Source organism: Streptomyces sp. NPDC051921 (assembly GCF_040680975.1).
Classification (GTDB): domain Bacteria; phylum Actinomycetota; class Actinomycetes; order Streptomycetales; family Streptomycetaceae; genus Streptomyces.
Window position 1 is genome coordinate 217226 of record NZ_JBFAXU010000005.1, and the last position, 26279, is coordinate 243504.

General features: G+C 69.1%; 22 protein-coding genes and 2 pseudogenes. 14 read left to right on the forward strand and 10 right to left on the reverse strand.

The window, feature by feature from the left end:
- Positions 1-88 precede the first annotated feature (88 nt).
- Positions 89-812 (reverse strand): annotated as a pseudogene (locus AB0M16_RS09425) (Tn3 family transposase); the annotation flags it as partial.
- Between AB0M16_RS09425 and AB0M16_RS09430 the strand changes: the two are divergent.
- From AB0M16_RS09430 to AB0M16_RS09450, 5 genes and pseudogenes are all read left to right on the forward strand, one after another.
- Positions 813-977 (forward strand): annotated as a pseudogene (locus tag AB0M16_RS09430) (DNA-binding protein); the annotation flags it as partial. It lies immediately after the preceding pseudogene.
- 83 nt (positions 978-1060) lie between these two features.
- Positions 1061-1459 carry a hypothetical protein gene (locus tag AB0M16_RS09435; RefSeq protein WP_365340580.1) on the forward strand — a complete coding sequence of 133 codons (399 nt, stop codon included), beginning with the start codon at positions 1061-1063 and terminating at the stop codon, positions 1457-1459.
- A gap of 360 nt (positions 1460-1819) precedes the next feature.
- A complete protein-coding gene (locus AB0M16_RS09440) occupies positions 1820-3118 on the forward strand; it encodes an ArsB/NhaD family transporter (protein WP_365340582.1) in 1299 nt (432 codons plus the stop codon).
- A 30-nt stretch (positions 3119-3148) separates the two neighbouring features.
- On the forward strand, positions 3149-3430 hold the full coding sequence (locus AB0M16_RS09445) for a DUF3040 domain-containing protein (RefSeq protein WP_365340584.1): 282 nt from the start codon (positions 3149-3151) through the stop codon (positions 3428-3430).
- Between the two features lie 31 nt (positions 3431-3461).
- The gene (locus AB0M16_RS09450) at positions 3462-4985 is read left to right on the forward strand and encodes a potassium/proton antiporter (RefSeq protein WP_365340586.1); all 1524 of its coding nucleotides are present in this window, start codon (positions 3462-3464) and stop codon (positions 4983-4985) included.
- A 4-nt stretch (positions 4986-4989) separates the two neighbouring features.
- Here the strand turns inward: AB0M16_RS09450 and AB0M16_RS09455 are convergent, their stop codons facing one another.
- Genes AB0M16_RS09455 through AB0M16_RS09465 form a run of 3 tightly spaced genes read right to left on the reverse strand, consistent with a single transcriptional unit; the run spans position 4990 to position 6964 of the window.
- Positions 4990-5247 (reverse strand): hypothetical protein, encoded by a 258-nt coding sequence (locus AB0M16_RS09455; protein WP_365340588.1) that lies wholly within the window; start codon positions 5245-5247, stop codon positions 4990-4992.
- Positions 5244-6488 (reverse strand): cation:proton antiporter, encoded by a 1245-nt coding sequence (locus AB0M16_RS09460; RefSeq protein WP_365340590.1) that lies wholly within the window; start codon positions 6486-6488, stop codon positions 5244-5246. The genes AB0M16_RS09455 and AB0M16_RS09460 overlap by 4 nt, the downstream gene beginning before the upstream one ends.
- Before the next feature lie 5 nt (positions 6489-6493).
- Positions 6494-6964, reverse strand: a complete 471-nt coding sequence (locus tag AB0M16_RS09465; RefSeq protein WP_365340592.1) for a TrkA C-terminal domain-containing protein — start codon at positions 6962-6964, stop codon at positions 6494-6496.
- Positions 6965-7241: 277 nt separating this feature from the next.
- On the opposite strand from AB0M16_RS09465, the gene AB0M16_RS09470 reads away from it, so the two are divergent.
- On the forward strand, positions 7242-8213 hold the full coding sequence (locus tag AB0M16_RS09470; protein ID WP_365340594.1) for a HAMP domain-containing sensor histidine kinase: 972 nt from the start codon (positions 7242-7244) through the stop codon (positions 8211-8213).
- Positions 8210-8863, forward strand: coding sequence for a response regulator transcription factor (locus AB0M16_RS09475; RefSeq protein ID WP_365340596.1), 654 nt, complete (start codon positions 8210-8212; stop codon positions 8861-8863). The genes AB0M16_RS09470 and AB0M16_RS09475 overlap by 4 nt, the downstream gene beginning before the upstream one ends.
- Positions 8864-8920: 57 nt before the next feature.
- Here the strand turns inward: AB0M16_RS09475 and AB0M16_RS09480 are convergent, their stop codons facing one another.
- Positions 8921-9958, reverse strand: a complete 1038-nt coding sequence (locus AB0M16_RS09480; RefSeq protein WP_365340598.1) for a helix-turn-helix domain-containing protein — start codon at positions 9956-9958, stop codon at positions 8921-8923.
- 159 nt (positions 9959-10117) lie between these two features.
- Positions 10118-10417, reverse strand: coding sequence for a hypothetical protein (locus tag AB0M16_RS09485; RefSeq protein WP_365340600.1), 300 nt, complete (start codon positions 10415-10417; stop codon positions 10118-10120).
- A gap of 489 nt (positions 10418-10906) precedes the next feature.
- Between AB0M16_RS09485 and AB0M16_RS09490 the strand changes: the two genes are divergently transcribed.
- The 6 genes from AB0M16_RS09490 (at position 10907) to AB0M16_RS09515 (ending at position 17482) form a co-directional block, all read left to right on the forward strand.
- Positions 10907-11413, forward strand: coding sequence for a hypothetical protein (locus AB0M16_RS09490; protein WP_365340602.1), 507 nt, complete (start codon positions 10907-10909; stop codon positions 11411-11413).
- 59 nt (positions 11414-11472) lie between these two features.
- Complete coding sequence (locus tag AB0M16_RS09495) at positions 11473-12903, forward strand: SPFH domain-containing protein (protein ID WP_365340604.1); 1431 nt, start codon at positions 11473-11475, stop codon at positions 12901-12903.
- Positions 12904-12929: 26 nt separating this feature from the next.
- Complete coding sequence (locus AB0M16_RS09500; protein ID WP_365340606.1) at positions 12930-13475, forward strand: hypothetical protein; 546 nt, start codon at positions 12930-12932, stop codon at positions 13473-13475.
- Positions 13472-14215, forward strand: a complete 744-nt coding sequence (locus AB0M16_RS09505) for a hypothetical protein (RefSeq protein ID WP_365340608.1) — start codon at positions 13472-13474, stop codon at positions 14213-14215. The genes AB0M16_RS09500 and AB0M16_RS09505 overlap by 4 nt, the downstream gene beginning before the upstream one ends.
- A gap of 88 nt (positions 14216-14303) precedes the next feature.
- Entirely contained in the window at positions 14304-16163 is a 1860-nt protein-coding gene (locus tag AB0M16_RS09510; protein ID WP_365340768.1) for an NAD-binding protein, read from the forward strand.
- Between the two features lie 491 nt (positions 16164-16654).
- Positions 16655-17482, forward strand: coding sequence for a hypothetical protein (locus AB0M16_RS09515; RefSeq protein WP_365340610.1), 828 nt, complete (start codon positions 16655-16657; stop codon positions 17480-17482).
- Between the two features lie 103 nt (positions 17483-17585).
- Here AB0M16_RS09515 and AB0M16_RS09520 read toward each other — a convergent pair whose 3' ends face one another.
- On the reverse strand, positions 17586-18065 hold the full coding sequence (locus AB0M16_RS09520) for an ASCH domain-containing protein (RefSeq protein ID WP_365340612.1): 480 nt from the start codon (positions 18063-18065) through the stop codon (positions 17586-17588).
- On the reverse strand, positions 18062-20122 hold the full coding sequence (locus tag AB0M16_RS09525) for a GNAT family N-acetyltransferase (protein ID WP_365340613.1): 2061 nt from the start codon (positions 20120-20122) through the stop codon (positions 18062-18064). Before AB0M16_RS09525 ends, AB0M16_RS09520 begins: the two co-directional genes overlap by 4 nt.
- A 1195-nt stretch (positions 20123-21317) precedes the next feature.
- Here AB0M16_RS09525 and AB0M16_RS09530 point away from each other — a divergent pair.
- Entirely contained in the window at positions 21318-22382 is a 1065-nt protein-coding gene (locus AB0M16_RS09530) for a hypothetical protein (RefSeq protein WP_365340615.1), read from the forward strand.
- Positions 22383-22665: 283 nt separating this feature from the next.
- Here AB0M16_RS09530 and AB0M16_RS09535 read toward each other — a convergent pair whose 3' ends face one another.
- A complete protein-coding gene (locus tag AB0M16_RS09535) occupies positions 22666-23994 on the reverse strand; it encodes a TRAM domain-containing protein (RefSeq protein ID WP_365340617.1) in 1329 nt (442 codons plus the stop codon).
- Positions 23995-24122: 128 nt separating this feature from the next.
- Positions 24123-26174: an APC family permease gene (locus tag AB0M16_RS09540; protein ID WP_365340619.1), complete on the reverse strand. Its 2052-nt coding sequence runs from the start codon at positions 26172-26174 to the stop codon at positions 24123-24125.
- Positions 26175-26279 lie beyond the last annotated feature (105 nt).

A 26279-nucleotide genomic window follows, 5' to 3' on the forward strand; every position in this document is an offset into this window, starting at 1 on the left:
AGGCCGACGTGAGAAGTCGAGAACGATCAGCGTGCGCTACCGCAGAAGCCAAGACGAAGAGCGCGGTCAGGGCGGAGTAGCCACTGATCTATGCCTCCTCGTCTACACCCTCGGGTGCATCCGGGTCACGCAGCGGGCGCAGGCCGCGCTCGGGGCCGCTGTCGCTGATGTTGAACAGGTAGCGGCCCAGGAAGTTGATGTGCCGGTCCTTGAGCGGGGAGAGGCGGGCGGCGTCCTCGTCCTTGATGACATGGCCCTCGGCGCGGAGCTGGGCGACGGCAGCGTCCAGGTAGCGGGTGTTCCACAGCACCACGGCGTTGAGGACGAGGCCGAGGGCGGCGAGCTGTTTGCGGGCTGCGCGGTACGCCTGGCGGATCTGGCCCCGGCCGCCGTGGCAGATCGCGCGGGCCAGGCGGTGGCGGGACTCCTGGACGGTGAGCTGCCGGTTCACTAACCGGCGGTAGGTGTCGTCGACCGGGTCGACCAGCGCGAGCAGGTGCATGGTCTTGTCGATCCGCCCGTACTCGACGAACGCAGCACCGAGCGGGGTGGGGTGGCCGAACATCCGAAGCAGGTCGTAGGCCCGGACCTGGTTGGTGATGAGCGATCCAGAGCATGTCCGGCCAGTGCGTGGCGATCCGCTTGAGGTTGATCTTGTTGCAGGCCACGGCCTGAGGCGGCCCGTACCCGGAGGCCGGCTCCTCCCCGTCGGGCAGGTAGGCCCGCCAGAACCGCTGGTCGGCCAGGTCGCGGAAGCGCGGGGCAAAGCGGAAGCCGAGCATCTTGTACAGACCGAAGGCCATGTCGGAGTACTGCTGCGAGCCGCCGGGCTCCACGGCCACAAGTACGCCATCGACGCCATGCTCTGCGCCACCGCCCTCGCCCAGCCAGGCCGCGTCACGATCCTGACGTCCGACGTCGAGGACATCACGATGCTCACCACCGAATACCCGCGCGTGACCACCGAGAAGGTCTGATTCGTGCTATCAGAGTGACAGTCCTCGTGGTGCATCATTTCGGGTGGCCCCAACGGCGGGGAACCGCATGGAGGAGGCTCTGCATGCCCGGATGGAAGCGCATCAGCACCGGTCGTCTGGGCCCCGTGCCCACCCCTGCGGCAACCTCGCTCGTCTGGTCGGCCACAGCCGTCACCGCCCTCGCGCTCGTCACCGCATTCAACTTCCTCGACGGACACGGCGACCCCACCCTCGACCTCGTCGTCCTCTCCCTCACCGTCGCCTTGGTGAGTGCCGGGGCCCGTTTCACAGCCGCCCCCGGAACAGCTCTGCTCGGCTGGTGCATCCTCAACGGCTTCGCCACTGCGCCGTTCGGTGAGCTCACCTGGCAAGCTTCCTACGATCTCGCCCGCATCACCTGTCTCCTGGTCGCCGCGAGCACTGGAACGATCGTGGCCCGGCTCGCTCATGCCCGGGCCGCCTACCACCGCCTTACCCCATAGGCCGGTCCGGCACCGCCTCACGCAGCCCGCCCCCTCACGTTCTGTCCTGCCATCGGCGGGTCGGCGCCGCTCTGCTACCGCCCGGCTCGGTTCTGCCGCTGCCGAACGCTCTGGCTGATGCGTGGCTGAAGATGGGTGTCGACCCCGATGCACGGGGGCGGTGGGGCGGGTGATGGTGAGGTGGAGGAGCACCTCTGATGCCTCATTCAGCGCCGGATCGTACCGGCGCGCTGCTGGGGCAGCCTGCGTGTTCGTGGCCACGGCACGAACGGAGTCCGCGCCGATGACTACCCCGCCCAGTTCCTTTACATACCGGGAGCAGGTCGTCCGGGCCCGCGATGATCTCGGCCTGGTGCCGCCGTGAGCGTGACGACGTGGTTGGCCTTGGCGGTCTTCGGCATCGTCTATGTGCTGATCGCGACCGAGTGGGTCCATCGGGTGGCTGCGGCGCTCGGGGGCGCGGTGGTCATGCTCCTGATCGGGGCGACCAGCACCGAACATGCTTTCTTCTCCAAGCAGGCGGGGATCGACTGGGACGTCATCTTCCTGCTGCTCGGCATGATGCTGATCGTCGCCGTTCTCAAACGGACGGGCATCTTCGAGTTCGTGGCGACCTGGGCGGCGAAACGGGCCCGCGGGCAGCCGTACCGGCTGATGGTCCTGTTGATCCTCGCGACCGCGTTCCTGTCCGCGTGGCTGGACAACGTCACCACAGTCCTGCTGCTCGCGCCGGTGACGATCGTGGTGTGCCGACAGCTGGGCCTGCCCTCTGTGCCGTACCTGATCGCCGAGGTGATGGCATGCAACATCGGCGGAGCCGCCACCTTGATCGGTGATCCGCCCAACATCATGATCGGCTCGCGTGCCGGGCTGTCCTTCAACGACTTCCTGCTCCACATGGCCCCGATCGCGATGCTGCTGGTCATCGTCTTCGCCGTCGTGGCCCGGTGGTTGTTCCGCTCCGCCTTTGCGTACGACGCCGAGCGGGCGGCGCAGGTGATGGAGATGCGCGAACGGGATGCGATCAAGGACAGGCGGCTGCTCGCTGTAAGCGGCTTGGTCCTCGTGGTCGTGATGGTCTGCTTCGTGCTGCACACCACACTGCATCTGGAGCCCTCGGTGGTGGCCATCAGCGGGGGTCTGGCGCTCCTGGCTCTGTCCCGCCTCAACGCCAGAGAGGTCGCGCGCGATGTGGAGTGGGAGACACTGGCGTTCTTCACCGGCCTCTTCGTCATGGTCGGCGCGATGGTGCAGACCGGGATCATCACAGACCTCGGGCAAGCCGCCGCCGGGGCGACCGAGGGGCGGCTGTTCGGGGCGTCGATGGCGCTGCTGTTCGGCTCAGTGGTGCCCTCGGCCGTGATCGACAACATCCCCTTCGTCGCCTCCGTCAGCCCGATCGTCTCCGAGATCGTCACCGCCTCCGGCGGCCTGGAACACGCCGCGGTGTTGTGGTGGTCCTTCGCCCTGGGGGCAGACCTGGCCGGCAACGCCACGATCATCGCCTCCTCCGCCAACGTCGTGACCGTCGGAATCGCCGACCGCGCGGGCCACCACATCTCGTTCTGGCAGTTCAGCCGCTACGGGCTGATCGTCACCGCTGTCACCACCGTCATCGCCGGGCTATACGTCTGGCTGCGCTACTTCGTGCTCGCCTAACCCCGAGGCCACGCCAAGGAGGTGGAGACCATGCCCGATTCCGACGACGACAAGATCTCCGATCTCGAAGCCGCGCTCTGGCTCGATGATCCGCGGTTCGCCCGTGCTCTAGGCAAGGGCCGGCCCCGGCGCCCCCGGGAGTACCGGCGCGGCCGCGCCTGGTTCGCCCTGGCGATCGCGCTAGCCGCTGTGGTCACCGGTGCAGTTCTGCCCCAGGGGCTGCTGCTCGCGGCGGGCCTGGTCATGACGGCGCTGGCCGTGAACCTCTTCGGGTCCGACCGCGAGCGCCGGATCCAGCCGCCCAGGTCATGAACCGACCCGGGACCGCACACCAGGAGTAACGGTGACGCTGCAGCAGCTGTACCTGGTCCTGCTGGTCGGCGGCGCCGTGCTCATGGCCAGCATCGCCGCCGCCCGCGCCGCCCACCGGATCGGGCTGCCCAGCCTGCTGTTCTTCCTCGCGGTCGGAGTCCTCGCCGGTGAGGACGTCATCGGCATCGAGTTCGACGACGCGCAGCTCGCGCAGTCCCTGGGCACCGCCGGCCTCGCGATCATTCTCGTCGAAGGCGGCCTGACCACTCAGTGGGCCGACGTCCGTCGCCTGCTGGCTCCGGCCGGAGTCCTGGCTACCGCGGGCGTCGCCGTCTCGGTCGCCGTCACCGGCGCCGGGGCGCACTTTCTCCTGGGCATGGACTGGCATCTGGCCCTCCTGCTCGGCGCGATCGTCTCCTCCACCGACGCCGCCGCTGTCTTCGCCGTCCTGCGCTCGCTGCCGCTGCCGCAGAAGGTCACCGGGCTGCTGGAAGCGGAATCCGGATTCAACGACGCCCCGACCATCATCCTGGTGCTGGTGTTCTCCACCGCGGCGGCTGACCTGCCCGAGCCCGCGTACGTTGCCGGGAACGTGATCTACCAGCTGGTCGTCGGCGGTGTGCTGGGCCTGCTGATCGGCCGGGCGGGGGTCGCGGCCCTGCGGCACATCGCCTTGCCCGCCACCGGCCTCTACCCGCTGGCCACCGTCGGGTTCGGCATCATCGCCTTCGCCGCGGGCGGCGCCGTGAACGCCAGCGGCATCATCGCCGCCTATCTGGCCGGCCTGGTCCTGGGCAACTCCAGCCTCCCGCACCGCGCCGCGACCCGCTCGTTCGCCGAAGGCACCGGGTGGCTCGCCCAGATCGGCCTGTTCGTCATGCTCGGCCTGCTCGTCGATCCCAGCGAACTCCCCTCGGCGGTCCTGCCCGCCCTCGCCGTCGGCCTCGTGCTGCTGCTTGTCGCCCGGCCGGTGTCGGTCGCCGCCTGCCTGGCGTTCTTCCGCACCCCGTGGCGGGAGCAGGCGTTCATCTCCTGGGCCGGTCTGCGCGGCGCCGTCCCCATCGTGCTCGCGACCTTCCCCATCGTCGCGGCCGTCGACGGCGCATTGCACCTGCTCAACATCGTCTTCGTCCTCGTCGTGGTCTTCACCCTGATCCAGGGCCCCACCCTGCCCACCGTGGCCCGCAGACTGGGACTGACCCGGCCCGGTGCGCTGCGCGAGATCCAGGTCGAAGCCGCGCCCCTGGACATCCTGGACGCCGACCTGCTCACCGTCGCCATCCCGGCCAGATCTTTGCTGCATGGCGTCACGGTCGCCGAGCTCCGCCTGCCACCGCCTACGGTGGTCACCCTCATCGTCCGCGACGGCATCACCCTCGTGCCCCGACCGGAGACCGTCCTGCAAACCGGTGACGAGCTGCTCCTGGTCACCGCGCCAAGCGTGCGGGAAGCCGCGGAACAACGCCTGCGTGCCATCGGCCGTCGCGGCAAGCTCGCCCGCTGGCTCGGCGAGCACGGGCGCCTCGAACCACCGCCCCCGAGTGACAGGCGCTGAATGGTCAGCGCCCACGACGGCGGGCAGCGATGCGGCAGGCCAGGTACACGATGCTCACCGGCCACAAGACGATCAGAACGGTCACAGTCACCGCGCTGGAGAGCGGATGCCGCTCCGTGTTGGCCCGCCAGTCCGGGCTGCGCATCAGGAGGCGGGGGAGGTGACGGGCGAAGCCGACGACGCCGCCGAGGTAGACGGCCAGGGCGGCAAGCACCAGAACGGTGTCCGTGCTGGTGAGCGCCGCCCAGGCATCGTCGCTCACGCGCGGCCGGCGGGGTTCTGATCCGGGACAGCCTCGTGCGGCCCCGCCGGGAAGGATGTCGCCGTCGGGCGCGGCTCGTCGGGGCTGCGGCGCTTGCTGACCCAGGCGGCCACGGGTTCGGTATAGCGGGCGGTCAGCGGCCCAATCACCACAAGGATCAAGACATACGCGGTGGCCAACGGGCCCATCGCCGGTTCGATGCCCGCGGTGACGGCGAGACCAGCGATGACGATGGAGAACTCGCCCCGTGCCACCAGGGTCCCGCCGGCACGCCATCGGCCCTTGACACCGACGCCGGCGCGTTTGGCGGCCCAGTAGCCGGTGGCGATCTTCGTCAGCGCGGTGACGACGGCCAGCGCGAGTGCGGGCAGCAGCACGGGCGGGATGCTGGCGGGGTCGGTGTGCAGACCGAAGAAGACGAAGAACACGGCGGCGAACAGGTCGCGCAGCGGACTCAGCAGCGTGTGGGTGCCCTCGGCGACCTCGCCGGACAGGGCGATGCCCACCAGGAACGCGCCGACGGCGGCGGAGACCTGGAGCTGTTGCGCGATGCCCGCCACCAGCAGGGTCAGGCCGAGAACCACGAGCAGCAGCTTCTCGGGGTCGTCGCTGGAGACGAACCGGGAGATCAGCCGTCCGTAGCGGACGGCGACGAACAGGACGGCGCCCGCGACGCCCAGGGCGATCGCCAGGGTGGCGCTGCCGGCCGCCAGGCTCACACCGGCCAGCAGGGCGGTGATGATCGGCAGGTAGACGGCCATGGCGAGGTCCTCGAGGACCAGGATGCTGAGGATGACCGGCGTCTCACGGTTGCCGAGGCGGCCTAGGTCGCCCATCACCTTGGCGACGACGCCGGAGGAGGAGATCCATGTCACCCCCGCGAGCACCACCGCGGCGACCGGCCCCCACCCCATCAGCAGCGCGGCGACGGCCCCGGGTACGGCGTTCAGAGTGAAGTCGACCAGACCCGCCGGGTACTGGGTCTTGAGGTTGGAGACCAGGTCGCTCGCCGTGTACTCCAGCCCCAACATCAGGAGCAGGAGGATGACGCCGATCTCGGCGCCGATCGCGACGAACTCCTCGCTCGCACCCAGCGGGAGCAGGCCGCCGGTACCGAACGCGAGGCCGGCCAACAGGTAGAGGGGAATGGGTGAGAACTTGAGCCTGCCCGCGACCCGGCCCAACAGGCCGAGGCCGAGGATGATCGCGCCGAACTCGATCAGGAACACTGCGGAGTGCACAGGCTTCACTCCCGTCCGAGTATGGCGGCGGCGGCGTCGACACCCTCGCGGGTGCCGATCACGATGAGGGTGTCCCCGCCGGCCAGCCGGAAATCCGGCGCAGGCGAGGGACGCGCTTCCGCGCGACGCAGGACCGCGACCACCGACACACCGGTCTCGGTGCGCATGCGGGTCTCGCCCAGCGCTCGGCCGTTCCAGTACGAGTGCGCGGACAGCTCGATCCGCTCGGCCACCAGTCCCAGATCCGTGGTGTGGAGCAGGTTGGGGCTGTGATGGGCGGGCATCAGCGCGTCGATCAGCGATGCCGTCTCCCCACTCGTCAGGTGCAGCGACTGCGCGCAGGCGTCGGGGTCGTCGGCCCGGTAGACGTTCACTGTCCGGGTTCCGTCCCGGTGCGCGATCACCGACAGGTGTCGGTGTTCGCGCGTCGTGAGGTCGTACTGGACCCCGATACCGGGCAGCGGAGTCGTCCGCATCCGTGGAGCAGGCACAGCCCATCCCCCTCTGTTCGATCTTTGCGATGGTGGCGCCGAGCGCGCAGGGATCGGGCAGGTGACCCGGCGCGGCAAGGGGTCATGTTGCCAGGTGCGAACAAGGCCGGGATATGGGTGTCGCCACGGATGGACAAGCGCCGCCGCTACCCGGCAGGCTAGAGCGGGGCGGAAGGTGCAACCGCAGGTCAGTGCCCGGATGACGCCCGGACGCGAGGCGGCGACAGTGAAGGTGGCAGCCCACCGAGAAAGGCGCGGGACCATGTCGCTGTACTGGCGGATCTTCCTCCTCAACGCCGCCGTCCTGATCGTGGCCGTCCTGCTGCTTCTCGGCCCGGTCACCGTCTCCACCCCTGTATTGCTTGGCGAGGCGCTGGTGGTGATGGCCGGGCTGGTGGCGATGCTGATCGCCAACGCGGTCCTGCTGCGGGTCGGCCTCGCCCCGCTCCAGCGGCTCACCCGGGCCATGGCCACCGCGGACCTCCTCCAGCCCGGCCATCGCACCACGGTGACCGGCACCGGCGAGATCGCCGAACTGACGAGGACATTCAACGCGATGCTCGCCCGCCTCGAAGCCGAACGGGCCACCAGCTCCGGCCGGGTCTTGTCCGCCCAGGAAGCCGAACGCCGGCGCATCGCCCAGGAACTCCACGACGAAGTCGGCCAGACGCTCACCGCCGTGCTCCTCCAGCTCAAGCACGCGGCCGACCACGCCCCCGCCTCCGTACGGGAGGACCTGCACCAGGCCCAGGAGACCACCCGCGCCGGCCTGGACGAGATCCGCCGCATCGCCCGCCGCCTGCGTCCCGGAGTGCTGGAGGAACTCGGACTGCACAGCGCCCTGCGCGCCCTGGCCGCAGAGTTCACCAGCTCCCGCCTGAGCGTGAGCACCCACATCACGCCCGGCCTGCCGCAGCTGGACCCGGCGATCGAACTCGTCTTCTACCGCATCGCCCAGGAGGCGCTGACCAACACCGCCCGCCACTCCGGCGCCGACGCGGTCGAACTCCACCTCCGCCTCCTGCCGCGCGGCGGGATCGGTCTGCTCGTCCGCGACAACGGCGCGGGGCTCCGCTCCGCGCCCGAAGGAGCCGGAATCCGCGGCATGCGCGAACGCGCCCTGCTCATCGACGCCGAGCTCCTCATCGAATCCGGACCGAAGGGCGGCACCCAAGTCCGTCTGAACGTCACGGACACCACCGCCGAAGACCACCCGGGGAAGAGCATCCGATGACCTCACCGGCCCGCATCCTGCTCGCCGACGACCACGCTCTGGTCCGCCGCGGCGTACGCCTCATCCTCGACGCCGAACCGGACCTGGCCGTCATCGCCGAGGCAGCCGACGGAGCCGAAGCCGTCGCCCAGGCCCGCGACCAGGACATCGACCTGGCCATTCTCGACATCGCCATGCCCCGCCAGACCGGCCTCCAAGCAGCCCGCGAACTCGCCCGCGTCCGCCCCGACCTGCGCACCCTGATGCTGACGATGTACGACAACGAGCAGTACTTCTTCGAAGCGCTCAGAGCCGGCGCCTCCGGCTACGTCCTGAAGTCCGTCGCCGACCGCGACCTCGTCGAAGCCTGCCGCGCCGCCCTGCGCGACGAACCCTTCATCTACCCCGGCGCCGAGACCACCCTCATCCGCACCTACCTCGACCGTGCCCGCCGTGGCGACCCGCTGCCCGCCCGCCCCATCACCGAGCGCGAGGAAGAGATCCTCAAACTCGTCGCCGAAGGTCACACCTCCAAGGAGATCGGCGACCTCCTCGTCATCAGCGCCAAGACCGTCGAACGCCACCGCGCGAACCTCCTCCAGAAACTCGGCCTCCGTGACCGCCTGGAACTCACCCGCTACGCCATCCGCGTCGGCCTCATCGAACCGTAACCAGCCACGCCCGCCGATTCCGGGCTCCTTGCGGCCGGTTGCGGCGCGGTGGATCGTTCAGAGTTCCTTGTCGGGCCAGCCGAGGAACCTGGCGCCGATCACGGCGGTCTGCAGGGTGAAGCGGCTCGTCGGGTCGGCGGGATCGGCTCCGGTGAGGCGGCGGATGCGGTCGAGACGGTAGGTGACCGCCCGTACGGAAAGGTTGAGTTGGCGGGCGGCCTGCGTGGTGACGCATCCGCTGTCGAAGAACGCGGTCAGCGTGTCCAGTAGGGGTTCCGCGCCACCGCGCGCTGACTGAAGGGGGCTGAGGACGCTGCGGACGAGGTCTTCCATAGCCTGCCGGTCTCGGGTAAGGACCGGGTAGACGAGAAGGTCGGCGGCATGCAGGACGGGCGCGTCGAGATCGAGGCGGTCGGCGAGGTCAAGGGCACCGAGTGCTTCCTCATAGGAGTGGACAACTCCACGAGGGCCGGGCTGGGGACGACCGATCGCCACCTGGCCGCCGCCCGTGGCCGCGAACGCCTGCTTGGCGAAGTAGGTCAGGACATCGGCCTGGTCGCCGGGGGCGACGCACACGATCCGGCCACCCTTGGTGGTGAGCAGGATGTGACGGTCGCCGAACCTCCCGATCAGTGCCCGCTCGACCTGCTGGGGAACCGGGTCGGCCTCGCTGTACGCCTGCGGCCCACGAGCAACGGCCACAGCGTGCGCCTGCGACAGGCGCAGGCCGAATCGCTCAGCGCGCTCCGCTATCCGCCCCAGGTCGCTGCGGCCGTACAGCAGGTCGTCGATGAACTCCCGACGCTCGGCTTCCTCCTGGCGCACGGCAAGGCGCTGAGCTCGTTCGAACCCGCCGGCGAAGGCGTCGACGGACTGCTCGACGACCATGAGTAGGTCAAGAGTCGTCTGCCGAGACAGCGGCTGCTCCGGCCAGGCGGCGCGGACCGCGGCCAGATGATGGCCGATCGATTCACGCAAGGCGAGACCCTCGCGCGCGGCCTGCTCACCGCGCTCCCGGCGCCGCTCCACCTCGTCCCGCCTCAGACGCCGCCCGGTCGCCGCGACGTCCGCGAACAGTCCCTCGTACTCATCCACGTAACGGCCCACCTTTTCCCCGCTTTGAATGGTCACTGTCTTCCTCGCCGTGACCGGCTGGCGAGGACGTCACTGAGGACGAACAGCGCCACGGCCAGCGCCGCATCCCGAGCCCGACGATGGCCCCGCCGGCGAGAAGCGTCCAGCCGGCCCAGGTGCTCACGACGGGAGCTCCGGCTGTCCGCCGGAGGCTGCCCGCCGGGCACGCTGCCGGCCCAGTTCGTACATCCCGAGCAGTGCGGTGGCGGCGTTCAGCGGAAACGCGACGGCTTCGGCGACGGCGGTGATCCCCCAGGCACGGCTGATGCTCGCCGCGAGCGCCGCACACAGCAGAAGTGCGGGCAGGATCCGCCGCCGCAGAGGCAGCTCGACCATCCACCACACGCGCACGCACAGCACGATGTTGAAGAGCAGGAAAGCGAGCGCGAACAGGGCGATCAGAATCAGGGAGAGGGGCACGGTGGGGTCCTTCGGGGCAGGCCGAAACAGTGCCGACCAGACTTCCCGGCTCACCAGCGCACAATCCTAGTGGTCAGGGCAGTCGTGTGAAGGCTCACCGCCGGGATCTTGCCGGTGACGACGATGCTGTCGCCCCTCTCGCCGATGGTCTCGACAGTGACGTGGGGGTCGCCCGGACGCTTGATGCCCGACGACGGACATGCCGTCACCGGCCGGCCCCTGGGGCCGCCCCAGGGGCCGGCCGGTGACGGTGCTGGGCGGAAGGCCGACTCGGTATCCCTCGCGACCTTCTCCCGGGTACGGGGCGCCTTCTCTTCCCAGAGGCCCCAAGCGCACGGCTGCACTCGTGGCTGGCTTCCAGCCGCCCGTACGACCATGGCATCAAGAACACGTAAAGATTGCCGAGCTCCGGCAGTGAACTCCTGAACCCATCCATGGAACCATCCGGTTGGCGGCGGAAAGAACGGGCGCACGGGGCGGGTGACGCGCATGGGATGGCTTCTTGGTCTCGGCATCGCAGGTCTTGCGCTTCTGATCCTGTCCCTCGTTTTCGACGGGGTGGTGGAGGGAGTCCTCGACGGCATCGGCGGCGGGCTGGACGGGTTTCTGTCGTTGCCGGTGGTCGCCGGGTTCGTCTCAGCGCTCGGTTTCACGGGTGCGGTCGTGCTCGGAACCACCGGTACGGGGGTGGGGGTCGCCACCGGTGCGGGCGTGGTCACGGGGGTCGTCGTGGCCTGGCTGACATGGAGGTTCAGCCGGGCGCTGATGCGCGACGGGGCCGCACCCGCACCGCGGGGCGAGGACCTGACCGGGACAAGCGGCTCTGTGGTGACGGCGATCCCGATGGGCGGCTACGGGGAAGTGCTGCTGCACCTCGCGGGCCAGCCCGTGAAGTACGCGGCCAAGGCCGCGTCTCCCGTCGCACGCGGTGCCGAGGTCTGGGTCGAGTCCGTGCTGTCGCCTACAGCGGTCTCCGTACGCCCGGTCGAGCGCTGACCTTTCACCACCGCCCGCTCTTCTTCATGGTTCGGTTCCGATCGAAAGGGGGTTCCGTCATGAGCCCTGTGCTCCTGTCCGTCCTCGGCATCGTCGTGCTGCTCGTGCTCCTCAGCCTCGTCGTCATCACGCGTTACAAGGTGGCCGGACCCAGCGAGGCGTTCATCATCACCGGTCGGCGCGGCAAGAAGGCCACTGACCCGGCCACCGGGCGGGAGTACACCGACAACAGCGGCCAGAAGGTCGTAGTCGGTGGCGGGGTCTTCGTCGTGCCCTTCGTACAGCAGAAGTTCAGCCTCGACCTGTCCAGCAGGCACATCCCCGTAGCAGTACGCGGCGCGGTGACCCTGCGCGGAGTCAAGGCCAACCTCGAAGGCGTCGCGATCGTCAAGGTCGGGGGCACCGAGGACTCGATCCGCGCCGCGGCCCAGCGGTTCCTGATGCAGCAGAACGGCATCGTCGGCTTCACCCAGGAGGTGCTGTCCGGCGCCCTGCGGTCGATCGTCGGCCGGATGTCGGTGGAGGACATCATCCGTGACCGGGCCGCCTTCGCCGGTCAGGTCGCCGAGGAGGCCGAGGCGAGCCTTTCGGGCCAGGGCCTGGTGCTCGATGCTTTCCAGATCCAGGACATCACGACCGAGGGCTCCTACCTGGAGGACCTCGGCCGGCCGGAGGCAGCCCGCGCCAAGCAGGAGGCCGACATCGCCGAGGCCGTCGCCCGGCGTGCCGCCGAGCAGGCCCGGCTGAAGGCGGAGGAGGAGATCGCCGTCGCGCAGCGGACGCTCTACCTGAAGCAGGCCGAGATCAAGGCGCAGACGGACGAGGCCGCCGCCCAGGCCAACGCCGCAGGCCCGCTCGCGGAGGCCGCCCGTCAGCAGGACATCCTCTCCGAGCAGGAGAAGGTCGCCGCCCGACAAGCCGCCCTGACCGACCGCCAGCTGGACACCCAGGTCCGTAAGCCGGCCGACGCCGCCCGCTACCAGGCCGAGCAGGAGGCCGAGGCCCGCCGCATCGCTCTGGTGAAGGAGGCCGAAGCCGCCGCCGAGCGGTCCCGGCTGACCGGTGAGGGCGAGAAGGCTCAGCGCGCCGCGCTCGCCGAGGCCGTACGCATCGAGGGCGAGGCCGAGGCCGCCGCCATCGGCGCCAAGGGGGCGGCGGAGGCCGAGGCCATGCGGAAGAAGGCCGACGCCTTCGCGCAGTACGGTGACGCCGCCGTCCTGCAGATGCTCGTCGAGGTCCTGCCCCACGTCGTCGCCAAGGCCGCCGAACCGCTCTCCGCCGTCGACAAGATGACTGTCATCTCCACCGACGGCGCGAGCCGGCTAACCCGTACGGTCACGGACAACGTCAGCCAGGGCATGGAACTGCTCTCCTCCGCCACGGGCGTCGACCTCGCCACACTCCTCCAGGGCATCACCCAGAAGAAGTCGACGCCCGAAACGGCGGTGGCTCCCACAACTCCAGGTACACCGGTCGAGATCACCGACTGAGACACGAGCTCGACGAGGGGGACGGCATGCGGAAGAGCTTCACGATGCACGCGGCGCTCCAAGTGGCCCTATCCACAGTGGCGTTGTGCGCGTCTGCCTACACCGCCGTCCCCCAGCTTCCCCTTTTCGCGCACGAGGAAGTACTGCTGGGAATCGGCTTCGTGTTGCTGTTCCCACTCCACGCCGCGACGATCTTCCGCAGCATCGCTCTGGAGTTCCGCGTCAAGGGCTACGCAAGCAGCAAGACGAATCAGTGGCGTGCCCTGAAAGCCCTGCCCCACCGCGTGCACGCCCTCCTTGCCGCACTGGCTCTGGCCGGAGGGCTCCTGGTTTCCGGCCTGTTCTCGGACGACTCGGGTCTGCAGGCCACCGACACCTCCCGGGGGCGGTATTTCGCTGTCGACACCACCGATCCGCTGCGCCCGAACATCGAGGTCACGAGGAGCCAGTACGAGGAGCTGAGCAAGCAGGGCCAGCGCACCATGCTCGCGATCTACGGGCTCATCGCGGCCGGCGGCGGCGCCTTGACGCTCGTCTTCGGGAAGCTGGACGACTGGACGGGCCGACCATGACGGAGACTCCACGGCACGGCAGGCCCTACGAAACGTGGCGGCTGCGCGTACGGGCCGCCCTCATCGGGCTCGCCGGGCTGACCACACTCACGGCCGGCGCGCTATTACTCGTGACGTTCCCGCGGGCAGCGTCCGAAGAGCGGGCATTCCAGGAGGCCTCCACCTGCCGCAGGACTTCGACACGGGACTGCGCGCGGGCGGCTTGGTCCACCGTCGAGTCCGTCAGGATCCACCGCGGCAAGGGGTCCGGCGGCTGGGTCATGGTCGCCGGAACCGACGAGGCAGCTGGCAAGACGACGTTCACCGGCATCACCAACTTCCTTGATCAGGTACAGCCCGGCGACCAGGTCGTCGGCACCATCTGGCGCGGCCGGATCATCGTTCTCGGAAACGACCGGGCAGCGCAACGCACCGATTCCCACCCGGTCGGCGACGCGCAGTTCGCCGCCGGTACCGGCACCGCGCTCCTGCTGCTGGGAGGCCTTGGTGTCCATGTGTCGCAGTGGTCGCTCCGACGCCAAGAGACATCTGCGTGGCGGCGCTCCGCTGTACTCAGCAGAAGCGCATGGGCTGTGGGTCTGCTGAGCGCCTGGTCGTTCCTCCTGCCCATGCTCCTGCAGAGTCGGAGTACGGATCTCGACGTCTACTTCGCGCTGTGGACGCCCGCGGTACTGGCGCGACGACGGTCCTGGCCCGTCGGCGCCGCGGTCGTCGTACGGCGGCGCGCCCGGGGTGAATGATCAGGCAGTCACACATCAAGTCACGGGGGGTGGGGACATGGTCGCAGTGCCGAGCCAGGGGCGGACACCGCTGGGCGACGCCGGGCACATGGTGGTCTGTGGTGACGACGGGCTGGCACGCCGGCTCGCGGTGGAGCTTCGGGAGGTCTACCGCCGACGGGTAACCCTCGTGATCCCCTTCGACGAAGCGGAGGAGCAGGCGGCCGACCGGAGCACCTCCGAGCCCGACACCTTGAGCGGTGGCCTGGTCCTTCCCGTACAGGTGGAAACCGCACAGGCTCCTACGAGGGCAGTCCTGCTGCGGGCGCGGGTGGAGCGGGCCGCCGCTCTGGCGCTGCTGTACGAGGACGACGAGACGAACCTGCGGGCAGCTCTTGCCGCGCGCCGCCTCAACCCGCGCCTGCGCTTGGTCGTCCGGATGTACAACCGCAAGCTCGGCCACCATCTGGAGGAACTCCTTGACCAGGCCGCCCTCGTGGCCATGCCCAGCGTGGACCGGGCGGCCCTGGACGCTTCCACCACCGTGCTTTCCGACGCGGACACCGCCGCACCAGCCCTCGTGGCCACGGCCGTCGCCGGCACCAACAAGGTCGTCCAGGCGGACGGGCTTCTGCTGCGCGCCGCCGAACGCCCCGCGTCCGCCAGGGGCGAGGTACCCGACCCGGGCCTGTGCACGCTGGCCCTGCTCTCCTCGACCACCTCCGACCCGGCCGGCTCCGAGGGCTCGGACGCGAGCGGCGCACAGGGGCCGGAACTGCTGCCCGACGACCAGGCCGTCCGGGGCTCGGCAGGCCGCGGCACCGTCGTCCTCGAAGCCGTGCGGCGCGCGGGGCCTGCCCTGCCGCCGCGCCGGCTCGCCCGGCGCGGAGCCCCGCTCGGCGAGGTGTTCTCCGCCCGTCTGCGCTGGTCGCTCGCCGGGATCGTCGCCGCGGTGCTCGCCCTCACGGCCACCACGGCAGCACTGACCGAGGCCGACCCCGTCCATGCCGCTTACCTGACCCTGCTCGACCTCTTCTCGATCAACGATCCCGCCCTGGAGGAGTCGTCCACCCGGCAGGTCCTCCAGCTGCTCTCCGGCCTGGTCGGTCTCGCCCTGCTTCCCCTCCTCGTCGCCGGTGCCCTGGAAGCACTGGGCACCTTCCGCACGACCGGCACGCTGCGCCGTCCGCCGCGCGGCCTCTCCGGGCACATCGTGCTCCTCGGCCTCGGCAAGATCGGCGCCAGGGTCCTGGGGCGGCTTCGGGAACTCGACATACCTGTTGTCTGCGTCGAGCAGGACCCGGACGCTCGCGGCATCCCTCTCGCGCGCGACCTCGGCGTCCCCGTGGTCCTCGGGGACGTCACAGAGGACGGCGTGCTCGACGCGGCCCGCATCCACCGGGCCGACGCCCTGCTCGCCCTCACCAGCTCCGACACCACCAACCTGGAGGCCACCCTCGCCGCCCGCAGCCTCAAGAACGACCTCCGCGTCGCGCTCCGGCTGTACGACGACGACTTCGCCGCCGCCGTCTACCGCACTCTGCGCTCCGCCCACCCGGACGCCGTCACCCGCAGTCGCAGCGTCACCCACCTCTCCGCCCCCGCCTTCGCCGGCGCCATGATGGGCCGCCAGATTCTCGGCGCGATCTCGGTCGAGCGCAAGGTCCTCCTCTTCGCCGCCCTCCTCGTCGCCGGCCACCCCCAGCTCGAAGGCCGCACCATCGCTGAGGCCTTCCACCCCAGCGCCTGGCGCGTCCTCGCCCTCGACACCGCCGACCCCGCCACGCGCCGCCCCGACCTCGCCAACACCGGCCACGACCATGACCACCAGTCCCTCCTCTGGGACCTCCACCCCGGCCATGTCCTCCACCCCGAGGACCGAGTCGTCGTCGCCGCCACCCGCCGCGGACTGGCCGAGCTCCTAGGGAATTCACCGGACGGCCGCACGGCCAGCACCGAGCCTCGGTAGCGGCGCTTGCCGGCGCCACCGCGTCCCTCGGCATCGTGCCCCTTCCCGGCCCGGGGCCCCCGTCGTCGCCAGCGTGCCTGCGGTCGCGGGGAGCCTGTGTCGTGACATCCCCGCGCATACATTCACTCTTCACGGCGACGCCCGAACGTGGATGTTCGTGGGCGCTCAGTGGACGTCGAGTTACGCATGCCCCGCATCGGCCGGGAGGGCGGGTCACGCACAAGCGGACCGCGCTCCCGTATCTCTTGACGGTCAGCATCCCAGCCAGGCGTATGGATCGTTGGACAGCCCCGAAGGCCCGCCGCAGCGGGGTGCTACGAGGGAAGAGTTGCGAGAAACAGATGAGCACGGCGACCGCGGGACGCGAAGCGGAAGGCCTCTCCGCCCAGATGAGGCGGCCTACACTCCAGGCTCTGCCCCGACATGGCGGAGGCGAGATTCGCCTCGACAGCCGGACCCCCGACATCGCGTTCGTCACCATGACTCCCACGATGGCCGAGACGCTCCTTCGAGAGCGCAATCTGCACAACCGGCGCATGGTGCCGCTCGCCCGAGCCCGGCACGCCAAGGCTATGCAGGACGACCGCTTCGTCACGACCGGTGACACACTCAAGTTCGGCCATCATCCGAGCTTCGCATGGGCGGTGGCCATCGACGGTCAACACCGCTTGGCCGCCATCGTCGATGCAGGGCGCGAGTTCGTCATCGGTGTAGCAGTGGGCATTCCCTTCGAAGCCCAGCAGTACACAGATACGGGACGCCCCCGCAAGGTCCACGAGACGCTTGCCCTCAACGGGGAGCAGAACGCCACGAAGTTGGAGACCTTGGCCCGCTGGGTGTACCGACTAGAGAAGGAGGGGACCGTACGAAAGCACGGCGGCGGCCGTGACAGCCTTTCCGGGTACGAGGTCACGGACTTCATCGACGCAAACCCAATGCTCCGGGACTGCGTGACGGTCTCTCGGTCCGCCTACCGCCGGTTCAAGGGCGGCGTTGGCCTCCCGACCCTCGGCTGTGTCTGGTGGTACATCGCCCGCGCTGATCCGTCCTATCCGCTCCTTGCCGACGAGTTCTTCGTACGTATCGGGGACGGAACCGGACTCACCGCCACGGATCCCATCTACCTCCTGCGGGAACGCATCTTGAGCCTTGCCGCGATCAAGGCGCCTTCCCGGCCGTCTCCTCATCAGCAGTTCTGTCTACTTGTGGAGGTCTTCAACGCTTGGGTGGAGGGGCGCACGATGAAGCGGCTGCCAGCCATCGCACTCGACAGCCCTCTGCCGAAGGTCAGCCACAAGGCGGCGATCACACGAACGTGACACTCCGCGTCGCGCTGCCGTCACACGCTTGCCTCGATGCCCAGATGGCATCGGACCACCCTGCCGTCACCGCATCTCGCCCGCACGCTGTGGGCATACAAGCCTAGGCAGGTGTCAGGTCGTTCAACGCTCCTCGAAGGGCTGCCGCGGTCACGGGTGCGGCCTCAGCAACCTTTCGGAGGTCTTCACCGGTTACATACCGATAGCTCTGCGGAGGATGGAACGGTCCAGAGGCGCGCAGCGCGGCCAGCGGCACCGGAGCCTCGAAGGTGACCGGTTCTTCGAGCGACAGACCGCTCGCCTGGGTCGCTCCGCTCATGTACTCGTCGTACTCGCGTCGACTGATCCCCGCGCTCGCGCGACTGGCTGACCAGACCTCACGCGGGGAGGCCACCTGCACGGAGGCGATCCTCGCCATGCCCACGATGGCCATCGTGGGCGCGGTCGCGTACAGGAGCACGGGAGTTCCAGCTGGAGCGGCGACGCGCTGCCGGCGCACTTCGACCGTCTTGCTTCCAGCGAGGATCGCCGTGGCGAACCGGGGGTGGACGGACAGCAGCATCGCGCGCTCCGGATCACTCACGTCTTTCGGTGCCCCTCTTCGTACACGGCCTGGAACAGCCCGTTGTTGATCTTCGACAGCTGCATCGGCGGTACCCACCGTAGTCCCAGGCCCTCTGCCAACGCGGTCACTCGTGCATGCGTCACCTGTACGGGAAAGATCTCCGTGTCCGAAAACCTCAACGCCATGGCCCTGCCCGACACATCGGCTGCGGCACGCACTTCGGCATGACCATATACGCCCAGGTGTTCGAATCGCGAGAAGAGGGTGTCGGGGTCGTCGATGACCACCTCGTCGAGGCGCGAGCAGCCGATGACCATCTTGCCCTGCTGCCCAGAAGTCCCCTCGCTGACGTACCACAGGATCCGGGCGGGAACGCTCTCTCCCCGGTGTCCGGACGAGCGGTAGTAGACGTGCTCGCGGCTGATGCCCAGTACGTCGTCCCGGGGAACGAGCATGGCCGGAACGTCGAAGAGCTCCGTGGACCAGCGCGGCTTGATGGGTGCGACGAAGGAGGGCAGGGCCGTGTCGATCAGTTTGGCCGGCCACCACACCCGCTCGGCGATGCTCGCGATCTCAGGCGAAACGCATTCATCCAGCAGAGGTGTCGACCGCCTCATGCGCCCTGCGATCTCCGCAGCCTTCTGTGAGACGGCCTCGGCAGGTCCGCAGATGTCGACCAGCAGTGCGGTGAAGCCGCTCTCGTCCTCGGTGAAGCCGTCGGCGCCGGCCGCCGACATAGCTGTCGGCGACAGAAACGGATCGGTGATACACACCGCCTGCGCCCCTCGTTCTCGGCCGAGCCGCTTGAGCATGAACAGCAGTTGCCGTGCGAGTGTCTCCTCCAACCGGTGCGATGCCGTGCGGAGAAACGCGACGTTCAGCGTACGGCCGTCCATGGCCCAGACGTAAAGGGCTACCGGATGCCCCTCTCCGTCACGGAGCAGCTCCCTGCGCCACAGCACTCCGTCATCGGCGAGACCTTTCAGCCGTTCAGCGAAGGCCGTTCCGCGGTCGCCCTCGGCCTGCTCGAAGAAGGCGACCAGCTCTCCTTCACCGCCCGACCCGATCTCCTCGGCGGAGAAGGTAGTGCCCATGAGATCCGCTGGACGGTACACCTGGGCCTGGCGCAGTTCGTCCACATGCAGCGTGACCACCGCCGGGGAGACAACCTTGACCCGTGCGACGTCCCAGGCAATGTCTGCGAGAGCAGTCAATGCGGGATCGCGGGTCACCAGTACCTGGAGCCCAGCACACGACGTCTCGGCCACGTAGCGCAGGCGGGCGCGCTGCCGGCCATCGAGGGGAACATCAGGCAGCTCCTTCCGCGCTGCGGCGGATAGCTCCTCCAAGCGGATGGCAACGGCAGCACTGTCGGGAGACAGTGACCGCAGCTCGGCGAGCCCCGCACGCTGATGGGTGCGCGCCTCACGCTCCTCGACCTCCCGTACATCGTGCAGAAGCTGCGGAGTAAACGCGAGCTCGATCAGGTCGGCGAGCCATCCCGCTTCGAGAGCACGTGACTCCTCAACAGCGCGTTCCGTTCCCGTACCGCGCAGCCCGGCGAACACGCCATGATCGACGGTCACCACCAGCAGCGCATCGCTCTGGGCCTCGGTGAACAGGTCCTCGTGCCCCAGATCGAGCCACCAGGTGTCCAGCGTTTGCTTGTCCTTGCCCCGCCCCAGGCTCTCTCCCCTGGGAACGAATCCCAGCGCCGTCCACATGTCGCTGAGCCCGTAGTCGCGCCGGCACTTCGCACGAATGCCGAGCCGATGAGCGTGCCTCGCGCGGATCGCCGCGATCAGCTCACGAGCGACACCCTTACCTCGGTGTTCCTCTGCCACGCACAAGTGAGCCAGCCGCACATGCAGACTCCGCTTGGGCAGCCCAAAGAGCGCGTAGCCGACCACCTCCTCGCCATCCATGGCCACCAACAGGCCGTCGTCCTCGGCGTGCTTACGGTAGGCAGGCGGCGTCAGCAGACCCAGATACTTGGTGTACCGGTCGCCCAAAGCGATGATCGCGTCCAACAGCTCCGTCTGTTCCGCAGCCACCGGCAGCACACTGATCGCCATGTTCCCCCTCCGGTTCCCTCAGCCGATCAACACCCCAGGACGGCATACTGCCCAACAGCGCACGTACTCAGCCACCGATTGATCAAAACCAGCTAACTGGCGCGAACTCGCCTGGCCTTGTCCTGCTCGGGCAGGCCGACTGGAGCGTTCCCCGCGGCGGCCCGACCCGCACCCGTGGCTCCCGATGCCGGCCGCAGCCAAGAACCTCTTCGAAGCAGCGCTCCCACCCTTTGCTTCCGCGGAGACCACTCCGGGATAGCAGCCACCGGCGGTCACTCATGGACAGGTTCAGCAAGCCGTTGACCAACAGCGCACTTCTCTACAGCCGCGTGGTCGCCAGTCCTACGCTGGCAGTCATGCGCGAACCGGCTTTATTGCGGACACATAATGGAGTTGGAGGCGCATTACACGTACACCGACCCGATCTCCGCCCTGCCGTAGGGCAGGCGATGGTCCGAGTACGGGGGAGATCGGCGAATAGTTGTGGCTTCCGTGCCCATCGCTGCGCGGCGAGCCCCCGGAGAAAGCAGGACCCTCACCTCCGCCGCCGAAGAAGCCGTCACGAGCCGACCTTGCGCAACTCGTAAAGAGCCTGGAGAAGGGGAACGAACGCTTGCGCACGAAGCTCAGTGACTGAAAGCCGGACCCAAGCCACTGGCTTTCTCGTGCGAAGCCTACGGGGGCGAACTGACGGTGACAGCAAGGAAGCCACCCGCTGACATCCCGTTCACCAGAGCGATGACAATCCTGAGGTGTCGCTCATTCAAGCGAATGGTTTCGAACCGCCCGTCGCTGACCAACAGAACTGAAAGCATGCCTTCGTTGTAGATCGCTTCGAGTCGAAGGCGGGCCATTGGAACGGCAGGTCAATGAGCGGCAGCTTTCGGTGCTGCAGTGGGTAGGAGCCGGGTGCCCAGCCGGCGTTTGGGAGACCAGCTCCTACAAAACCACCTGCCAGGCACTGCAGAACCGGGGGTTGGTCACGGTCGCCAGGAGGGGCGGCCAGTGGAGCGTCACGCTGACGAGCGCCGGCCGGCATTACCTGGCGCACGGCACATACCCTCTCCGGGAGTCTCGCCCGCGGGCGGCCCAGGCAGCCCCTCCGCAGCCCACGCCCATCCAAGTGCAGGTGACTCCTGGCCCCGCTCGATTGCCGCACCCTTCCCGACAACCTCGCACGACCTTCTCGGAACAGTTGCTGCAAGAGCTCGCGGAGGCCGGCGGTCGGATCGTCAAGAGCGGCAGCGGTCCGGAGTTGGAGAAGTGGCCCTCCCGCGTCGCCGCGGCGCGCAGATCCGGAAGGATCCCGAAGACGAAGGAGCTGTACGGGGGCTGGTGCCGTGGCGGGTACGAGATCAAGCTCGTCGATGTCCCGGCCTGGCGTCTGGCCGTCCTCGAACCCGTCCCCGTTCCCTCGCGGCTCACGCGACCGCACACCGTGGTCCGGGCCATGCAGAACGAACCCCAGCCGCTGGGCCTGACCAAGTCCGTCCAAGGACGCGCCCTCCGGCTTATCCAGGCGCTGATCACCGCCACCGAGGCCGAAGGGCATTCCAGTTCGGCAGGGCAGACCGGCTTCGCGCCGCCGTCTCATCGCCGCCGCAGGGCGTCTCCCCACTTCACCATCACCGCGCAGGGCCAGACCGTGGCGTTCCTTGTCCTCCAGGAGCAGGACCGGACGGAGCACGTCGCTACCGAGAAGGAACTCGCCGCGGCCAAGAAGGACTCCTGGGTCAGGATCCCCCGCTTCGACTACACCCCGTCCGAACGGCTCCGCTTCGTCCTAAGCGGCGGCCAGCCGCACCGGGCGAACGAATGGTCCGACACCCCCGGACGCTCCCTGGAAGACCAGCTCGCCGAGATCGCGCAGGAAGTCACCCTTCGCGGCGAAGCCGCCGAACGCAGACGTCTCGACGAGATCGAAGCAGCGCGTCAGAAGCGCGTCCGCTGGGAAGCCGCAATGGAGGAAGCGCGCGTCCAGTACGCCGAGGCGTACCGCGTCAGGCACTTCGAGGCGCAGGAAGCGGCATGGCGTCACGCCACCCGACTCGCGGAGTACGTGAGCGCCGTACGCACCCGGGTCGACGCCATGCCCACGGGTCAGGCCAGGAGCGAAGCCGAAGCGTGGATCAACTGGGCGGTAGCACGCGTGGAGCGCCTCGACCCGCTGAACACACCGCCCCGACTGCCCGACATCCCCGAACCACGGGCCGACGACCTCAGGCCCTTTCTCGGGCACTGGAGCCCATACGGCCCCTGACTCAGCACGTGCCGGACCCCCAGCTAGCCTCACGGAATGTCACTACCGAGAAGCGGGTGGGGCTGGGGCAGCCAACAGCTCAGCAGCCAGTGCCCCAGCCACCTCAAGGTGCCTAAGACCAGACAGCCGAGGGCTCCACTCAGTGGTCGCCAAGGCTGCATGACGACTCATCAGAAACCGTGCCGTTCGTGCGTCAAACGTGCGTCACGTGCGTCGAATATGCGTCAAGATATCGCACCTAACGCACGTAACGCCCATAACGCACACTCGGAGAAACGCCAGGTCAGCGGCCCTTTTCGGCGGGCTCAAGGATCGCGACGCACTCGACATGGTGGGTCATCGGGAACAGGTCGAACGCCCGCAGCGTCCGTACCCGGTAGCCGCCCTCGCGGAAGTAGCCCAGGTCTCGGGCCAGGGCCGCCGGGTCGCAGGCGACGTAGGCGATGCGGCGGGCACCCAGGCGGGACAGGTGGTGGACGGTCTGCTTGCCGGCGCCGGCGCGCGGAGGGTCGAGGACGATGAGGTCGACGTCCGTGATGCCGGTGCGCGGGAGGACCGATTCGACCTTGCCCTGTTCGATGCGGACGCGCGGGAAGTCGGCCAGGTTGTGGCGGGCGTCCTCCACCGCGCGCTTGCCGGACTCGATGCCGAGGACGGCGCCCTGGTCGCCGACGCGGTCGGCGAGGGCGCCCGCGAAGAGTCCGACGCCGCAGTAGAGGTCGAGGGCCGTCTCGCCCTTGCGGGGCGTCAGGCCCTGCATGACGGCGAGCATGAGGGTCTGGGCGGCCTTCGGGTGGACCTGCCAGAAGCCGCCGCTGCCGACGCGGTAGGTGCGGTCGTCGGCCCGCTCGCGGACGAAGGCTCGGCCGTGGACGCGGTGGACCCCGCCGTCCTTCTCGTCGACGCGCATCACGGAGACCGGCTTGTCCAGCTCCACCAGGGGCAGGCGGGCGCCCGGGCGGGGGGTGAGGATGACCTGGCGGTCGTTCGAGCCCGACGCCGCGATGGCCTCGACGGAGGCCATGCCCTCCCAGCTGCGCTTCTCGATGCCCAGCTCGGAGACGCCCGCCGCCGCGATCATGCAGTGGTCGATCACCTCGACCTCGTGCGAGCGGTGCTTGCGCAGGCCCGCGTGGCCCTCGGGGTCGACCGCGTACTGGACGCGGGTGCGCCACTGCGGGACCTCGCCCGCGGGGAGCTTGTCGCCCTCGGCGGGCAGGACGGTGCCGTCCCAGCCGGCCTCCTCCGGGGTCAGGCCGGCGAGCCGCTGCAGCTGCTCGGCGATGACCTCGGCCTTCAGGCGGCGCTGGGCGCCCGGCTTGGCGTGCTGCCAGTCGCAGCCGCCGCACTTGCCGGGGCCGGCGAAGCGGCAGGGGGCCTCGATGCGGTCCTTGGACGCGTCGAGGATCTCGACGGCGTCGGCGCGCAGGAAGCGGGAGGTCTCCTCGCCCTCGGTGACCCGGGCCCGGACGCGCTCGCCCGGCAGGGCGTGGCGGACGAACAGGACCCGGCCCTCCTCGGTGCGGGCGATGCAGTGCCCGCCGTGTGCCACGGGGCCGACCTCGACCTCGTACTCCTCCCCGACCAACGACGCAACAGGGGTGTTCTGCATGACCGGGGGCTCCAGGGAGGAAGGGGGAAGACATGGGGGCTGCTGTCGTGACAGCAGCCCACCAGTCTAGTTGTTCTTTTTCCGTTGTTCTTTCCGGCCGGTCCTGGTCGTGCTCTCCGGCCGGTGCCTCAGTTGTTCTTTCCGGCGGGTTCCTTCGCGCCCTTCTCCACGGGGCCGCGGCGCACCGATCCGGGCGCGTTCCACTCCTGGCGCTTCCTCGCCCGCTTCTTGGCGGCCTCGGAGGACTGGAGCTGGTACGGGACCGAGGTCACCATGACGCCCGGCGTGAAGAGCAGGCGGCCCTTGAGGCGGAGCGCGCTCTGGTTGTGCAGCAGGTGCTCGTACCAGTGGCCGACCACGTACTCGGGGATGTAGACCGAGACGGCGTCGCGCGGGCTCTCCTTGCGGAGGTTCTTCACGTACTCGATGACCGGGCGGGTGATCTCGCGGTACGGGGAGTCGAGGATCTTCAGCGGCACGTTGATGCCGCGCCGCTCCCACTCCTCCTTGAGCGCCTTCGTCTCGGTCGGGTCGACGTTGACGGTGAGCGCCTCCAGCTCGCTGGCGTGCAGCAGCTTCGCGTAGGCGAGGGCGCGCAGGGTGGGCTTGTGGAGCTTGGAGACGAGGACGACGGACCGGACCCGGGAGGGGCGGACGTACTCGTCGGGGCGCTCCTCGGCGGCGGCGATCTCCGCGGCGACCGAGTCGTAGTGCCGGCGGATCGCGGTCATCGTCACGTAGAAGATCACCATGCCGAGCAGGGCGACCCACGCGCCGTGGGTGAACTTGGTGGCGAGGACGACGACCAGGACGAGGCCGGTGAAGAAGGCGCCGAAGGCGTTGATCGCGCGGGAGCGGATCATGTGGCGGCGCTTGGCCGGGTCCTTCTCGGTGGTCAGGTGCCGGTTCCAGTGCCGGACCATGCCGATCTGGCTCAGGGTGAAGGAGACGAACACGCCGACGATGTAGAGCTGGATCAGCCGGGTCGAGTCGGCCCCGTAGATCCAGACGAGGAGGGCGGCGGCGCCGGCGAGGAGCACGATGCCGTTGGAGAAGGCGAGGCGGTCGCCGCGGGTGTGCAGCTGGCGGGGCAGGTAGCGGTCCTGGGCGAGGATCGAGCCGAGGAGCGGGAAGCCGTTGTACGCCGTGTTCGCGGCCAGGAAGAGGACGAGCGCGGTGGCGGCGGCCAGCAGGACGAAGAAGAAGGTTCCGTCGCCGAAGACGGCGGCGGCGACCTGCGAGATGACCGGGTCCTGGACGTAGCCCGGACCGACCGGGACGCCGTTGAGCAGCAAGTCCTCGGCGGGCTTCTCGGCCATCCGGACGTCGGTGGCCATGGCCAGGAAGATGATGCCGCAGAACATCGTGACGGCCAGGCCGCCCATGAGGGCGAGCGTGGTGGCGGCGTTCTTCGACTTGGGCTTGCGGAAGGCGGGGACGCCGTTGGAGATAGCCTCGACGCCGGTGAGCGCGGCACAGCCGGAGGAGAAGGCGCGCAGCAGCAGGAAGACCAGGGCGAATCCGGCCAGCCCCTGGTGTTCGGCCTTGATCTCGAAGTCGGCGGTGGGGGCGCGCATGGTGTCGTCGAGGACGATGCCGCGCCAGGCACCCCAGATGATCATGACGAAGACGCCGAAGACGAAGACGTACGTCGGGATGGCGAAGAGGCCGCCGGACTCCTTCACGCCGCGCAGGTTCATCAGCGTGAGCAGCACGATCACCGCGACGGCGGAGGCGACCTTGTGCTCGACGACGAACGGCACGGCCGAGCCGAGGTTCTCGATGCCGGAGGAGATGGAGACGGCGACGGTGAGGACGTAGTCGACGAGCAGCGCGCTCGCGACGGTCAGTCCGGCCTTCGGCCCGAGGTTGGTGGTGGCGACCTCGTAGTCGCCGCCGCCGCTGGGGTAGGCGTGCACGTTCTGCCGGTACGAGGCGACGACCGTGAACATCAGCACCACGACGGCCAGCGCGATCCACGGGCTGAAGTGGTAGGCCGACAGGCCGGCGACGGAGAGGACGAGGAGGACCTCGCCCGGCGCGTACGCCACCGAGGACAGCGGGTCGGAGGCGAAGACGGGGAGGGCGATCCGCTTCGGGAGAAGGGTCTCGCCGAGCCTGTCGCTGCGCAGGGCCCGCCCGATCAGGATCCGTTTGGGCACGTCGGTCAGTTTGGACACGCAGAGGATCGTAAGCGTTCGAAAAGGGCCGTGCCGACCCACACCCCCTATCGGCACGGAATCTCCCTGGATACCACCTCCGGCGAGGCCGGGGCGAGTACCACC

Excerpts from the sequence above, each read along its gene's own strand:
- AB0M16_RS09505 (WP_365340608.1), top strand. The coding sequence starts at position 13,472 with ATGACGGAGACTCCACGGCACGGCAGGCCCTACGAAACGTGGCGGCTG.
- AB0M16_RS09510 (WP_365340768.1), top strand. The coding sequence starts at position 14,304 with ATGGTGGTCTGTGGTGACGACGGGCTGGCACGCCGGCTCGCGGTGGAG.
- AB0M16_RS09435 (WP_365340580.1), top strand. The coding sequence starts at position 1,061 with ATGCCCGGATGGAAGCGCATCAGCACCGGTCGTCTGGGCCCCGTGCCC.
- AB0M16_RS09535 (WP_365340617.1), bottom strand. The coding sequence starts at position 23,994 with ATGCAGAACACCCCTGTTGCGTCGTTGGTCGGGGAGGAGTACGAGGTC.
- AB0M16_RS09525 (WP_365340613.1), bottom strand. The coding sequence starts at position 20,122 with ATGGCGATCAGTGTGCTGCCGGTGGCTGCGGAACAGACGGAGCTGTTG.
- AB0M16_RS09515 (WP_365340610.1), top strand. The coding sequence starts at position 16,655 with ATGGCCGAGACGCTCCTTCGAGAGCGCAATCTGCACAACCGGCGCATG.
- AB0M16_RS09500 (WP_365340606.1), top strand. The coding sequence starts at position 12,930 with ATGCGGAAGAGCTTCACGATGCACGCGGCGCTCCAAGTGGCCCTATCC.
- AB0M16_RS09475 (WP_365340596.1), top strand. The coding sequence starts at position 8,210 with ATGACCTCACCGGCCCGCATCCTGCTCGCCGACGACCACGCTCTGGTC.
- AB0M16_RS09445 (WP_365340584.1), top strand. The coding sequence starts at position 3,149 with ATGCCCGATTCCGACGACGACAAGATCTCCGATCTCGAAGCCGCGCTC.
- AB0M16_RS09470 (WP_365340594.1), top strand. The coding sequence starts at position 7,242 with ATGTCGCTGTACTGGCGGATCTTCCTCCTCAACGCCGCCGTCCTGATC.
- AB0M16_RS09490 (WP_365340602.1), top strand. The coding sequence starts at position 10,907 with ATGGGATGGCTTCTTGGTCTCGGCATCGCAGGTCTTGCGCTTCTGATC.
- AB0M16_RS09495 (WP_365340604.1), top strand. The coding sequence starts at position 11,473 with ATGAGCCCTGTGCTCCTGTCCGTCCTCGGCATCGTCGTGCTGCTCGTG.
- AB0M16_RS09465 (WP_365340592.1), bottom strand. The coding sequence starts at position 6,964 with ATGCGGACGACTCCGCTGCCCGGTATCGGGGTCCAGTACGACCTCACG.